This window comes from Paenibacillus sp. FSL P2-0322 (assembly GCF_037975315.1).
Classification (GTDB): domain Bacteria; phylum Bacillota; class Bacilli; order Paenibacillales; family Paenibacillaceae; genus Paenibacillus; species Paenibacillus polymyxa_B.
On the sequence record NZ_CP150243.1, the window covers coordinates 2566740 to 2580000 of the forward strand.

Annotated in this window: 14 protein-coding genes; 9 read left to right on the forward strand and 5 right to left on the reverse strand. The window is 45.4% G+C overall.

Annotated features, from left to right (window positions below; genetic code table 11):
- Window positions 1–25 precede the first annotated feature (25 nt).
- The 4 genes from MKY24_RS11545 to MKY24_RS11560 form a co-directional block, all read right to left on the reverse strand.
- Window positions 26–1132, reverse strand: coding sequence for a HAMP domain-containing sensor histidine kinase (locus MKY24_RS11545; RefSeq protein ID WP_028542331.1), 1107 nt, complete (start codon window positions 1130–1132; stop codon window positions 26–28).
- A gap of 15 nt (window positions 1133–1147) precedes the next feature.
- On the reverse strand, window positions 1148–1849 hold the full coding sequence (locus tag MKY24_RS11550) for a response regulator transcription factor (protein WP_339202005.1): 702 nt from the start codon (window positions 1847–1849) through the stop codon (window positions 1148–1150).
- Between the two features lie 110 nt (window positions 1850–1959).
- Window positions 1960–3150, reverse strand: coding sequence for an acyltransferase (locus MKY24_RS11555; RefSeq protein ID WP_339202307.1), 1191 nt, complete (start codon window positions 3148–3150; stop codon window positions 1960–1962).
- Between the two features lie 319 nt (window positions 3151–3469).
- Complete coding sequence (locus MKY24_RS11560) at window positions 3470–3895, reverse strand: CHRD domain-containing protein (protein ID WP_023988435.1); 426 nt, start codon at window positions 3893–3895, stop codon at window positions 3470–3472.
- Window positions 3896–4063: 168 nt separating this feature from the next.
- Here MKY24_RS11560 and MKY24_RS11565 point away from each other — a divergent pair, with 168 nt between their 5' ends.
- The 3 genes from MKY24_RS11565 to MKY24_RS11575 all read left to right on the forward strand — a co-directional run bounded on the left by MKY24_RS11565 (window position 4064) and on the right by MKY24_RS11575 (window position 6317).
- The gene (locus tag MKY24_RS11565) at window positions 4064–4486 is read left to right on the forward strand and encodes a hypothetical protein (RefSeq protein ID WP_028542329.1); all 423 of its coding nucleotides are present in this window, start codon (window positions 4064–4066) and stop codon (window positions 4484–4486) included.
- 294 nt (window positions 4487–4780) lie between these two features.
- Window positions 4781–5878 (forward strand): GDSL-type esterase/lipase family protein, encoded by a 1098-nt coding sequence (locus MKY24_RS11570; RefSeq protein WP_226887707.1) that lies wholly within the window; start codon window positions 4781–4783, stop codon window positions 5876–5878.
- 115 nt (window positions 5879–5993) lie between these two features.
- Window positions 5994–6317: an MGMT family protein gene (locus MKY24_RS11575; protein ID WP_023988438.1), complete on the forward strand. Its 324-nt coding sequence runs from the start codon at window positions 5994–5996 to the stop codon at window positions 6315–6317.
- 156 nt (window positions 6318–6473) lie between these two features.
- Here MKY24_RS11575 and MKY24_RS11580 read toward each other — a convergent pair whose 3' ends face one another.
- A complete protein-coding gene (locus MKY24_RS11580) occupies window positions 6474–6662 on the reverse strand; it encodes a hypothetical protein (RefSeq protein WP_013370989.1) in 189 nt (62 codons plus the stop codon).
- Between the two features lie 319 nt (window positions 6663–6981).
- Between MKY24_RS11580 and MKY24_RS11585 the strand changes: the two genes are divergently transcribed.
- From MKY24_RS11585 to MKY24_RS11610, 6 genes are all read left to right on the forward strand, one after another.
- A complete protein-coding gene (locus tag MKY24_RS11585; protein WP_339202008.1) occupies window positions 6982–8145 on the forward strand; it encodes a TolC family protein in 1164 nt (387 codons plus the stop codon).
- Window positions 8146–8158: 13 nt separating this feature from the next.
- Window positions 8159–9619 (forward strand): efflux RND transporter periplasmic adaptor subunit, encoded by a 1461-nt coding sequence (locus tag MKY24_RS11590; protein ID WP_076294831.1) that lies wholly within the window; start codon window positions 8159–8161, stop codon window positions 9617–9619.
- Window positions 9620–9625: 6 nt separating this feature from the next.
- Window positions 9626–10345 (forward strand): ABC transporter ATP-binding protein, encoded by a 720-nt coding sequence (locus MKY24_RS11595; RefSeq protein ID WP_023988440.1) that lies wholly within the window; start codon window positions 9626–9628, stop codon window positions 10343–10345.
- Window positions 10342–11553, forward strand: a complete 1212-nt coding sequence (locus MKY24_RS11600; protein ID WP_339202011.1) for an ABC transporter permease — start codon at window positions 10342–10344, stop codon at window positions 11551–11553. The genes MKY24_RS11595 and MKY24_RS11600 overlap by 4 nt, the downstream gene beginning before the upstream one ends.
- Before the next feature lie 237 nt (window positions 11554–11790).
- On the forward strand, window positions 11791–12405 hold the full coding sequence (locus MKY24_RS11605) for a helix-turn-helix transcriptional regulator (protein ID WP_223822107.1): 615 nt from the start codon (window positions 11791–11793) through the stop codon (window positions 12403–12405).
- A 13-nt stretch (window positions 12406–12418) separates the two neighbouring features.
- Window positions 12419–13222, forward strand: a complete 804-nt coding sequence (locus MKY24_RS11610) for a pyruvate, water dikinase regulatory protein (RefSeq protein WP_025723337.1) — start codon at window positions 12419–12421, stop codon at window positions 13220–13222.
- Window positions 13223–13261: the final 39 nt, after the last annotated feature.

Sequence of the window (13261 nt, forward strand, 5' to 3'; positions counted from 1 at the left end):
TACGATCTTTGGCTGGTTCGTTTGTTTATGTGTAGGAGTAGAGGGGAAAACGGGTTTCAAAATCTGTTTGTCTGCGATTGCTCCTAACCGAAATGCGGCCATCATGCAGCTCGGTAATACTTTTGGTAATCGCAAGGCCCAGTCCGGTGCCTCCGGTTTCCTTGGAACGTGATTTGTCCACCCGGTAAAACCGCTCAAACAAGTGCGGGACATCTTCCGCAGGAATTGGGGTGCCGTAGTTAGTGCAGATTACCACCGCCTCGTCGTCTTCGCGTCCTATGGTGATATCGAGGCGTTTGCCGTCTTTTCCGTATCGAATAGCGTTGGAAAACAAATTTTCATACAGGCGTACCAGCTCGTCGGTATCGGCTAGAATCCGAACAGGCTCGACGATTCGGACACGGTAGGACATGTCCGCCTGTTCCAGCGAGGGTACAAATTCCTCAGCAAGCTGGGTAAGCAATTTGCCGAGATCTACAGGCTCCAGCTCCAGTGGCAGACTGCCACCGCTCACACGCGTGTATTCAAACAGCTCATCGATCAGCTTTTTAAGCGTCAATGACTTTTCATAAGCAATGTTCACATAATAGCGCAGCTCAATTTCATCCCGATAGCGGTCGGTTTCAATATATTCCAAAAAACCGATCACGGATGTTAGCGGGGTACGAAGATCATGAGATACGCCGGTGATCAGGTCGTTTTTGGCTTTGGCGGAAGCCCGTTCTTCTTCCAGTGAGAGACGGAGCTTGTCCGCCATGGTGTTCATATTTTTCGCCAAGGTACCCAGCTCGTCCGCTGAAGAAACAGGGATCGTATAGGACAGATCTCCATCAGCAAACTCCTGCATACCCGTCGTAATTTCGCGAAGATAGCCAATCGTATTTTTGGTAAAAAGGAAAAAGAAATAAATATATAAAGGCAGCCCTCCAATCAGCATGATGAGTGGGGACCCAATATGATTCACGGTCCAGCGAATTAGACGAGTGCCAAAAAATGAACGGGAAGGGTTCAGCCATAGTAGCAAAGATGCTCCATAATAAAACACCATCAAAATCAGTCCGGTTAAAGTGAAGGCGGCAAGGCTAAGGGCTGCCAGCTTCCATCCCAATGTGTCATATCGTTTTGCCTTCAAGACGTGAATCCTCCATTAATCGAATTTTTCCATTTTGTAGCCGATTCCCCACACCGTTTTCAGGTATTTAGGTTTTCTCGGATCAGCCTCAATTTTCTCGCGAATTTTACGCACATGAACCATCAGCGTGTTGTTGGATTCCAGATATTGCTCCTTCCACACTTTTTCATAGATCTGCTCCATGCTCAGCACTTGACCACGATTACGTGCCAACAGCTCGACAATGGCAAATTCACGCGGGGTCAGCTTAATGGATTCTCCGGCGAGAGTGACCTCATGCGTAGCAGAATTAATGGAGAGTTCATCCAGTATCATTTCATGCTCCAATGCAGGGGAGGAGTGGATGTATTTCCGTACTCTGCGCAGCTGGGATTTGATGCGTGCCACCAGCTCCAACGGGCTGAACGGCTTAGTGACATAATCATCGGCCCCAACGCTGAGTCCTGTGATTTTGTCCATATCTTGTCCCTTCGCAGACAACATAATAATCGGAAAATGCTCGGTTTCTCTGATCTTCATGCAAGCTTCAACCCCGTCCATATTGGGCATCATCACATCAAGCACCATCACATCTATCGATTCCCGACTGACTTGCTCCAGCGCTTCCAATCCGTCTCGTGCCATAAGCAGTCGATATCCTTCATTTTCCAAATAAATTTGCATCAGCTTAATAATTTCAGGTTCATCGTCTACTAATAAAATGGTTCCGTTATGCATGGTTGTGCACCCTTTCTGTTCTTTCCAGCAGTATATAATATGGGCGTATTATATACCTTTTTAAAGATGGAGGCTATGGACACTCATCTCAGTTCGCTTGCTTGGGGTCGTCAGCCTTTGGATAGTGCTGTTTCAGTTGAAGAAATACGGTTTTCTTGCTTGAATTGTCTTTTTTCTATTTCTGGTAGTTGACCGAACAAGATCCAAGCAAATGGCAGGAAACGGGAGATGATCGACACGACGAGCCAAGAGCAAAGAAGTGCAAAGAAAAAACCTCCGGCATACCACACATGAATAAGCTGCGGAGAACCGATATGTGGTGAAAACTGCCGATACAGGAGCAGGAAGAACGGATGAATCAGATACACACCAAAGGACAGTGTGCCCAGACGTTCCAGTTTGCGAGTCACAAAGGAATGTTGTCGTCTAAACATTAAAAAGGAAATCTGTAGTATTACCAGCGTGCTAGACAGGCTGTACATATTATACATAAGTTCAAAAACTAGCGAATTGTACGAGATTCCGTACATTCTATTTTCGTACCACATATAGACATGCATGGTGGCTGAAATCAGCCATAAAGCCCAAATTGCGATCCATGTCAACACTCCGGCAACACTTCGTTCCCCCTTACGCATCAGAAACCACGTTCTCAGCTGTGGGTAGTAGTAACCGAGAGCAGCACCCAGCATGTAGCAGGCTATATAAGACAGTGCCCAACTGCCCTTATTTTGAACCTGAAATAGAAATTTATTTCCAATAACAAATGACCACTGTACCAACAGCCCAAGGACAATAGACCATTGTGGAAGTTGCCGACAACGCTGGAACAGCCACAGTACGAATGGAAATGCAAGATAGAATTGCATCATGATAAAAATATAATATAAATGAGTATACGCTTTGCCTGTGGCCAGCTTCAGAGCAAAGCTTTTCGCAAGTGTGATTATATTCCATGGTTCGGAGCTGCCAGCCATAAGGGACAGGATGAAATAAAATAGAGAGAACATGACGTAAGGTAAGAGGATGTACAGCAACCTCTGCTTATAAAAGCGGCTTAAGAGCTGTCGTCCCATCGGACGATCCTTGTAGTTGTAGAACAGTACCATGCTGCTAAGCGCGATAAATACGGGGGTTCCATACTTCATCAACACATTGAGCGCATTGTATACAACATAAAGACTGGAATTTGTAAGCTGAACCGTTGCATAAGAAGTGGCATGTACCATCAAGACGGCTAAAATCGCCATGGCTCTGACCAACTGCAATTCGGGAATTTTTTCTTTGGTCTTAGGCTTCATAAGCTTCATTTCCTTTCAGGAGTGAACTGTATCTTGTTGAACTCTTTCTATTAAAAGATAAAGTTCTTAACAACCCTGAAGGGAAGGGCTTAAGAAACGCTTATGAACTTCTTAACTTTTGTTAAGAATTGAGGATTTTGCAAAAATCCCATAAGCGACTTCCAATGAACAAGATATAGATTGAAATGGTTTAGTCCGTCTATATATGCACTTCGGAGCGACTGGAATCGAATTTTGCAAAATCCTGAATTAAGAAAAGAACTTCCATAGCCTCAAAATGAGTGACATGGAAGTTCTTTTTTATACTCATGATCATTCGTTATTTGCAGCGTTTGATAGGTGCGCGTCTAATTTGTCCACGAATGGCACCGTTCGGATGACGGATGGTGTGGACATTGACGTAGGCATTGCCCTCTCTAATTTGGCACACCAAATCATAAATGGTTCTGCCTCTGAGCGGACCGGTAAGATCACATGCACGGAGCACGCCGCTAACGACGCCTCTTCTAACGGTTATCCCAAACTTCGAAGGACCAAACAGTGTAGCAACAACAGGGCCATTTTCACCTCTTCGTCCCAGATGAATATGCGCTTCGGTTACCCGTGAGATATTGCGTACAGTCAGTTCAAAGCTTAATTGTTGGCTCGTTGGACGGTAACGAAATTCGGCTGTTCCCGTCGCATTTGTTCTGACAGGAGGCACTTCATTAGCCCCCCTTAAGGTGGCTCTAAACTTATTAGACATGACATCCCTCCTTTCCCAGTGTTGGTTTAGTGTATTCACAGGGCCAGGGAAAGGGCTGCACATTAGCCTATTCATCAGAAGTTGTGTGTTTTACAAGATATTCAGTCCAAGCACAAAACAAACTTTTTCATAGTCTATGAGTATCTGGTAGAGAGAGGAGGGGAAACCATGGGAACATTTATTGATGGGAGAACATCCCAAAACGCTTCGACAGCTAACTCTATTGCTATTCCGATCACGGTTTTGAATACACCTCAATTGTTTGGACAGATCGGATTAAACACACAGGGAGCTACAGGTACGCCACGGGTTCTGCTTAAAGGAACCATATCGCTTCAACTTCCGCTTGCTTTAGTAGGAATTACTATCACTATTGTAAGAGGTACTGTGGTAACTGACCCTGTTGTTTATTCGGCTACATCCACTTTTAGTTTGAGTTTATTAGCTCCACAGGTTATTGCGTTCTCAGCAGATGATTTCAATCCGCCGATTACGCCACAACTGGTGTACACTGCTTTTGTTTCTGCTAACCTGCTGGGTACAATACGTGTAGGTCCAGAGAGCTTTGACGGAATTTTGGTTGCGGATTAATGTAGTGATTTTGATATGAAGAAATATTGCTTCATAAAGCTTCGCAGTTGTAACTGCGAGGCTTTTTTGTGTACAAGTACAAGTTTTAGCTTAACGAATAAACTACTTTTCTTTTGCATAATAATCACATAGGCATAACCCTGCAACAATGGGTAGAATTTTATGTATGCGCTTACAAAAATAAAATATTCTTTGCTTCGTACAATTAAAAATCTGAAGGAGGAATGAAGAATGAAATGGAAAAAAGGATTGACTGGTATGCTTTTAGCAGCTTTTTTATGTGGTGCACCAGGTATGGGCATAGCTACGCCGGCACATGCATCCGCTGGCGAGTACAAGTTTGATTTTGGCGGAGGTACGGTCGAAACGGGTTATACCGGTGTGAGTGCTTCGCTGTCCTATGACTCAGCACGTGGGTATGGCTTTCGTACCCCTGAGAATATGCGTAATGTCAGCGCTTCGGGGACTGGAGTGGCAAGTGATGCGGTACGGTTCCTGGCTACAGGTACGAAAAGCGAGAATACTTTTGACGTTGATCTTCCTCCTGGTTTGTATGAGGTGTCGGTTACTTTAGGAGATACCTCTCGTTCGAGTATTGCGGCTGAAGGGGTGTATCAGGTCATTAATATGACAGGGAATGGGGCCAAGGATCGCTTTCAAATTCCAGTGACAGACGGGCAGCTAAATCTGCTAGTTACTGAAGGCAAAGAGGGCGCGGTCTTCACACTCAGTGCATTGGAAATCAGGCAATTATCTAGCAATCCGGTTACGAATCGAACGATTTATATCGGTGGAGATTCTACGGTTTGTAACTATTATCCGCTAGATAGCAGCGTGCAGGCGGGATGGGGCCAACTGCTGCCAGAGTTTGTGAACACGAATACTTTTCAAATTCGCAATATGGCGTCAGGAGGCCAAATTGCTAGAGGCTTCCACCAGGACGGTCAGTTGGAGGCCATCGTCCAATATATTAAGCCGGGGGATTATTTTATTCTCCAATTGGGCATCAATGACACCAATCCAAAGCATAACGAAAGCGAAGCCGAGTTTAAGGACTGGATGAAGGATATGATTCGGCAGGTTAAGGCTAAAGGGGCGACGGTAATCCTGTCAACTCCGCAAGGACGAGCCACTGACTTTAATGCTAACAATGTACACAACGCAGAAAATAGATGGTATAGAAGCGCTATTTTGGCACTGGCTCAAGAGGAACAAACGCCTTTAGTCGACCTGAATGTTCTTAGCTCAGCTTATTTCACTTCTATTGGTAAAGACGCTACACTGGCCTTGTATATGAACGGTGATACACTCCATCCAAACTATGAAGGTGCAAGGGAACTGGCCCGATTGGTAGCACAGGATTTAAAAAGGCAGGGTCTGAGCGGATTCTAAATTTAAACGATGGGTTTTCCCCTGCTTCTTACATTCGTAGGAGCAGGGGTTTTTAGCCTCTGTTCAGGGTGCTATAATTATTGAAAAAGCAATAGTAATACGGAGGAATTAGAACATGCAGCCTTTCACTGCCCGTGTGCTTCAAATTATACTGTTGATCCCTGAGGGAAAAGTAATGACTTACGGTCAAATTGCGGCAGAGGCCGGAAGCCCAAGAGGTGCCAGACAGGTGGTGCGAATTTTGCATACATTGAGCCAAAAACACCGACTTCCTTGGCATAGAGTGGTCAACCGTTTGGGGGAGATTGCTTTGCAGGAGGATGAGTCCGCATCCCTGCAGCGTCTGTATTTGGAGGAGGAAGGCATACGTTTTAATGAAAGCGGGCGTATTCCACTCGATCAATATCTCTATGATCCGCAGGCGGAGATGGAAGAATAGGAACGGAACAAGCTATGCGGTTTTATATTAGATTTGATGATCACAAAAATCCGGGACAAATCAATCATCGATTTGTCCCGGATTTTTTTCATCTAGCATACGAAGCAGATAACTAGAGGTAATCTGTTATTTATAGCATAAGATTCACTTGTCATTTTATCCGATGAGATGCTGCTGATCCCGTTGGGCAAGGTGAAAAGAAATGCTGTTCATCAGCGGTATATCGTTATTTTTCCGGGCTTCCCGGATCAGTTGTTTCTTTTTTTGTTCTGATTCACGTAAAAAGCGGGTCATCCACAAATCAGACGGTTCGTTAGTGGTTGTCATGCGAGATTCTTTTATCATCTATTAACCCTCCCAGTGAGCGGCTGTTATTCTTTCTCTAGTATATGTTCCAAACCTTAATAGATGCTGTTGGTTTCCTTAAAATTAGCTGAAAATTAGGTAAAGTTCAGGTAAAAATAGGTTGAATCAATATCTCATTGGACGAAAAGTAGTATAAAGCGAGTAATCAGGAAGTAAAGGTTACAAAAATGTATTGTTTTGACACCTTGTACCAACATAAACCTGAAAGTACAATTAGAATGCAAAGAGTTCGTGGAAGTTTATGTCGAAAAAAATGGAAAAGATTCGGGGAATGAACCGAAAGGGGAGAGATTCATCTATGAAGCAAAAAGCGGCTGTCGTGCTGCTTGTATTGTCCTTATCATCAGGATTGGCCTCCACTGTACAGTCTGAGAGTTTATCAGGAAATGTAGCATCAAGTACGTCGGTTAGTCCATCTACTGAGGCTACATCGAAGACATCATCCGTAACGGGTCAGGCTTTACCTACATTAACACTCAAGCAGGCCGTGGAATGGGCACAGACGAACAATTACAATACGCGTACCGCCGAACGGGACGTAGAGCGTCGCAGAATGGAACTGAAAAATGCAGAAAAGGATCTGGGAAATGCATTTGTTGATTTTATAGACGGTGAATATGTTGATGATAATACCTCTTGGAGAAGTTATAACTCTTCGACGCTATCTTATCTAGCCAGCAAAAAGCAGGCGCAGTTCGCCAAAGACCAGATTTATTTTAATGTGATGAAAAGCTATCAAAGTGTGTTCGTGGCAGAGAATCAAGTGAAAAATGATCTAGAAGCGCTTGAAATTGCCCAAGCGGAGGAAAAGATTGCACTTGCCAAATTTGCGCGCGGCAAGCTGTCTGAGTATGCGAAAAACGAGAGTACACAGACCAGAAGCCAGGCTCAGCAAACAGTAGAGCAGGGGAAAATTGCGTTGCAAAAATCTAGGGATGCTCTGAACTTCCTCATGGGACAGCCTAACGGAACAGCCTATGAATTGGTTGATCGGCCCGTGTACAAGGAACCGAAGAAGCTGGATATCGAAATACATATACAACAGCTGACAGACATGAATCCAAATTTATGGAAGCTGGAGGATAGCATCAAAACTTCGGAACTTAATGTGAGATACTTCGATTTTAACAACGGCGCAGGTGCTTACGATCTAGCTAAAATGGATGTCGATACAGCCAAAGAGGAGCTCGCCAAAGGTCAAAAGGATTTTGCCGAATCACTCCGTAATTTGTATGCCACGGTTAAGGAAAACCAAAAAAAATATGTACAACTGGAAGAAAGCTTGCGTACGGCAAAAGAGGCCTTGGAGTTATCACGCAAAAAGTGGGACAGAGGTCTAATTATCGAGATGGAATTGAAAAATAATCAGTTGAAAGTGAACCAGATTGAACGGCAAATGGAAGAGCTGGCGATCGAGTTGGATCAAAATGAGTATACGTTGAACAAGCCATGGAGCACATAGGGAGGAAAAGGCGTTGGCAGAAACGGTTTTAAATGATGCTTTAATCAAGTTACGGAAAAAACGGAGAAAAAAGTGGATATGGACTGCAATTGTTCTACTGGTTGTAGGTGGAGGCGGAACGACAGTATATCTGAATCTGCCCAAGGAGCAGGCGGCACCTTTGGTTCAGGATGAGACGCTTAAAGTAGAGCGCGGCGATGTGAGTGAGAAGCTGGACACGTCCGGTACCGTGCAAGCGTCCAAGGAAGTGAAGTTAAACTTCACGAGTGCAGGTGATAACAAGCTGGCAGTGGTAAATGTGAAAGCCGGGGACAAGGTGAAAAAAGGACAGGTGCTGGCTCTTCTGGACAGTTCAGAAATTAAAATGCAAATTCAGACTGCGTCTGATACTTTGGAAATATCCAAATCCAAGCTGGCTGAATTGGAGAAAGGTCCGAAGGCAGAGGATATTGAAATTCAGAAAACAAATGTACTTCGGGCCAAAATGGCTATCGATACAGCGCAAGAATCATTTGAGCTGGAAGAAGCCGAAAGTCAGAAGAAAACTTCCCAAAAGCAGTTGGAACAGGCGCGAAAGGCATATGAAGACCAAAAGTTTTTACATGATGCCGGTGCGGTGTCCAACAGTGAATTGGAGCAGGCAGAGCAAGCACTGGATAAAGCACAGACGGACTATGATGGTCTGGATCTGCAGTTCCGCAAAATCATGTCGCAAAAACGTCGCACCATTTCAGAAGCTGAAATCGGATATCGTACGGCAATGGCAGAGCTTCGCAAAATTCAGGTTCCGGCTGATGCATCCAATATTCAAGCCTCACGGATAGAGGTTCGAAGACAGGCGACGGAACTGGAGCAGAAGAAAAATGAATTGAACAAGCTTCAGGTCACAGCACCTTGGGACGGGGTAATCTTGAAGGTGAACGGGGATGTAGGGACCAGTCCGACGGCTCCATTCATTGTCATGAATAACTCGGATTCCAACGATCTTAAGGTGGTTGTGAAGGTAAGTCAGACCGACATTGTCAAAGTAAAGAAGGGTCTTTCAGCCGTGTTGACTACCAATGCATATCCGGGTGAATCATTTCCAGGGAAGGTGCAATTCGTCTCACCGGAAGCCTCTACGGATGAAGGGATGACGACGTATCTGATGGAATTGTCTGTTCATGACCCGAAAGGCAAGCTCAAAACGGGCATGATTATGAATGTGGCCGTTATTTTGGGAGTACACAAAAATGTATTGTTCGTACCTGCTACTGCGCTGAGATCGGAAGGGGGACAGGATGGCGTGTATGTTTCCGCTAATAACGCTGCGAATCCAGGGGCGCGCACATTCAAGCCCGTAGAACTCGGATTTTACACGCCAGATCGAGTCGAGCTCAAGTCAGGTGTAAAGGAGGGTGACACGCTTATTGTGCCTGCTCCTGAACCTCCGCCGGACCCTTCTGCTATGGGCGGCATGCAGGGAGGTTTTTAAACGGGTATGAGATACGTCATTCAGATTGAGGATTTGAAAAAAGTGTATCAGGTCGGAGATCAGGAAATTCATGCCCTGCGTGAGGTACAACTTGATATTGCTGACGGTGATTTTGTCGCGATCATGGGACCGTCTGGATCAGGCAAGTCCACGATGATGAATGTCATCGGCTGTCTGGATTTACCTACATCGGGACAATTTTATTTGGATGGCTATTCGATATTAGATGCCCGCGAGGATGAACTGGCTATTATACGTAATCAGAAAATCGGATTTGTATTTCAAAAATTCCATTTGCTCCCGCGAGCAACGGCTTTGGAGAATGTGGAACTGCCTATGATCTATGCGGGTATTCCTGCCAAGGAGCGTCGTTTGCGGGCAATGGAGGCTCTTACTAGCGTAGGTCTAGGCGATCGGATGAACAATAGGCCAAACGAATTGTCAGGCGGTCAGCAGCAGCGGGTGTCTATTGCGCGCGCACTTGTGAACAATCCGGTCATTCTCTTGGCGGATGAACCGACAGGCGCATTGGACTCCAAAACAAGTGTTGAAATAATGGGGATTTTTCAGCGTCTGAATGATCAGGGGAAAACGGTTGTACTGGTTACTCATGATCAGGAGGTTGCGGAATACGCCAAGCGTCTGATTCATTTTCGGGATGGGCGGATTGAAGAGGATCAGCCTGTTGGGAAACGAAGAATGGCGGCAGAGGAAGTGAAGGCATGAAGTTTAAGGAAATTATCCGTGTATCGCTCAACAGTTTGCGAACCAATATGCTGCGATCTTTGCTGACCATGGTGGGCATTATTATCGGAGTGGCCGCTGTGATTATGATTGTAGCCATTGGTAAAGGATCAACGGCTACGATTACATCTCAGATCAACAGTATGGGAAATAATCTGCTGATGATCTATCCTTATGCTCCATATGATGGCTCCAGCTCCATGTCGTTCAGTCAGACGAAAGGAATATCTCTGGAAGATATCGATGCGCTAGAGGAGCAAAAAGCAGTAGCAGAGGTAGCGCCAAGTGCCATGACCAATGCAGATATTACGTGGAGTCGCAATAAGGTCAGCGCGCAAATTGAGGGGACTTCGCTGGCATTCGTTCATGTGAGAAAGCTGTCACTAGCTCAAGGCAGGTCGTTTACCCACTATGAAGTGGATAAACAAATGAATGTGGCCGTGCTTGGGAGTGATGCGGCCCGTAATATTTTTGGTCCGGATGCCCCAAGAGCGGTCGGTGAGACGATCATGATTAAACAGCTTCCTTTTAAGGTGGTTGGTGTGCTGGCAAATTCCAATTCCAATATGAGTAACAGTGGTCAGCAGGTATATGTACCGATTACAACGGGGATGGAACGGCTAGGCAATATGAGTATTCAGCAGGTGAACGCCTCTGCAACAACAGAGGAGAAGATTAATCAGGCAAGTGCTGAAATTCGGCAGGTGCTACGTGCCAGACATGAGCTAAAGCCATCAGAGGGCGATGACTTTCAGATCATGACCCAGACGGAAATCTTAAAAACAGTGTCCGGGGTTGATCGGATTATGAATATGCTGCTGGCCGGTGTAGCTGCAATTGCGCTTGGCGTTGGAGGTGTCGGCATTATGAATATTATGCTGGTGTCCGTCACGGAACGTACGAGGGAGATCGGGATTCGTAAAGCGATTGGTGCGCAACGCAGTGATATTATGCTGCAGTTTGTGGCTGAGGCTGTTTTTCTCAGTCTGATGGGTGGACTGGTTGGCGTAATGGTGGGTCTCGGAGGTGCAAAGCTGCTCGAGAAATTCGTCCAAATGCCGATTGTGTATTCGATAGAGCCCGTGCTTTACTCTTTTCTGTGCTGTATGGGGGTTGGAGTGTTGTTCGGAGTATATCCGGCGCGAAAGGCGTCGAAGCTGCGTCCAATTGATGCTTTAAGATACGAATAAGGGAGCGGGTACTTCGCCTTACTCGAAAGAGCAGGGTGCAAAGTACCCGTTTTTTGTGTTAAATAAGTGTTTTAAATGATAAAAAGACATGAATAACTGCCTTAATTTTATATATGTGATGTTTTATATGCTTTTTAAGGTTGATTTATTGTTATATATGACGTATTATATTCAATATTAGATCGCAAGAAAAAAGGAGGGACGTTCATCATCGACCTTACGGCAAGACAAGTAGAAATTTTAAACATCGTACAAAAGCATGCCCCGATTACCGGGGATCAGATTGCGGAAATGCTTAATCTCAGCAAGGCGACCATTCGGACCGACCTATCCAAATTGGGCATTCTGAATTACATAGATGCAAAGCCCAAGGTCGGATATTTTGTTGGAAAGCGGGGCACGCCGAACCGGGAGGAAAAGTTCCGGCTGTTGCAAATGAAGGTCGGCGATCTTCATGGTGTTCCAGTCATCGTACGAGAAACAACCACGATTCAGGAAGCTGTCGTAGCTCTCTTTTTGGAAAATGTGAGCAATTTGATCGTCACCGATGAAGACGGAGATTTGGCAGGGGTAGCTTCCCGCAAGGATTTGCTTAAGGTAACGTTAGGGAATCCCAATGCAGCAACCATTCCTGTCAGCCTTGTGATGACCCGACAGGCGAATGTTGTCACCGTTTCCCCAGAGGATACGGTATTAGAGGCAGCGCGCAAAATTATTGCCCGTCAAATCGACAGCCTGCCTGTTGTCGTCCCTTCCGACTCCGACAAGCCAGGGGAGCACTGGAAAGTCGTGGGACGCATTACAAAAACGAATATTATTAAAATGTTGCTCGATATGGTAGCAGAGGATTAATGGGAGGAATCGAATGGTTCAGGTGAGCAGTCATTTTATAGCGATCTGTTCAGACTCGATTGGCGAGACGGCAGAAGCTGTCGTACAGGCGACCATGCGCCAATTTGAGTTACCGGACACAGAGATCAAAAGATTTATGAACGTGAGGGATGAAGACGAACTGAGCCGGGTGATGGAGGAAGTTGCCGAGCGTAAAGGCTTCGTAGCTTATACGCTGGTACAGCCAGAATTGAGAGAAGCGATGAAAGAGGAGGCTGTCCGGCTGAATGTGCGGGCTGTCGACATTATGGGACCGATGATGCAGGCGTTTGCTGATACGTTCCATAACGATCCCAAAGAGAAGCCTGGTCTGCTGCACCGACTGGACGATAACTATTTTCGTCGTGTAGAGGCCTTGGATTTTGCGGTTCAATATGATGATGGCAAAGATGTGAGCGCCATTCTCAAAGCGGATATTGTATTGCTTGGAGTATCCCGTATTTCCAAAACCCCTTTATCCATGTTTCTCGCGCATAAAGGTTATAAAACGGTCAACATACCGATTGTACCGGAGCTGACACCGCCTGTTCAGTTGAAGGATGTTCAGCGTGGTCGAGTATTCGGATTAACGATCGAGCCAGAGTTACTGTTGAAAATACGCAGTGAGCGACTAAAGGTTATGGGGCTTCCTAATAATGTGCAGTATGCTACAGCGATGAGGGTAGAAGAGGAAATAGCGTATGCGCAGTCTTTGTTTAAAGAGCTGAATTGTCCGGTTATTGATGTTACAGATAAGGCGATTGAAGAGACGGCAGGTTTAATTATCAGAATGTTATAGAGCCTAGTAGCTGCTCATATAACTAAAAATTAAAATCGT

Excerpts from the sequence above, each read along its gene's own strand:
- MKY24_RS11550 (WP_339202005.1), bottom strand. The coding sequence starts at position 1,849 with ATGCATAACGGAACCATTTTATTAGTAGACGATGAACCTGAAATTATT.
- MKY24_RS11555 (WP_339202307.1), bottom strand. The coding sequence starts at position 3,150 with ATGAAGCCTAAGACCAAAGAAAAAATTCCCGAATTGCAGTTGGTCAGA.
- MKY24_RS11560 (WP_023988435.1), bottom strand. The coding sequence starts at position 3,895 with ATGTCTAATAAGTTTAGAGCCACCTTAAGGGGGGCTAATGAAGTGCCT.
- MKY24_RS11565 (WP_028542329.1), top strand. The coding sequence starts at position 4,064 with ATGGGAACATTTATTGATGGGAGAACATCCCAAAACGCTTCGACAGCT.
- MKY24_RS11570 (WP_226887707.1), top strand. The coding sequence starts at position 4,781 with ATGGGCATAGCTACGCCGGCACATGCATCCGCTGGCGAGTACAAGTTT.
- MKY24_RS11575 (WP_023988438.1), top strand. The coding sequence starts at position 5,994 with ATGCAGCCTTTCACTGCCCGTGTGCTTCAAATTATACTGTTGATCCCT.
- MKY24_RS11580 (WP_013370989.1), bottom strand. The coding sequence starts at position 6,662 with ATGATAAAAGAATCTCGCATGACAACCACTAACGAACCGTCTGATTTG.
- MKY24_RS11585 (WP_339202008.1), top strand. The coding sequence starts at position 6,982 with ATGAAGCAAAAAGCGGCTGTCGTGCTGCTTGTATTGTCCTTATCATCA.
- MKY24_RS11595 (WP_023988440.1), top strand. The coding sequence starts at position 9,626 with ATGAGATACGTCATTCAGATTGAGGATTTGAAAAAAGTGTATCAGGTC.
- MKY24_RS11600 (WP_339202011.1), top strand. The coding sequence starts at position 10,342 with ATGAAGTTTAAGGAAATTATCCGTGTATCGCTCAACAGTTTGCGAACC.
- MKY24_RS11610 (WP_025723337.1), top strand. The coding sequence starts at position 12,419 with ATGGTTCAGGTGAGCAGTCATTTTATAGCGATCTGTTCAGACTCGATT.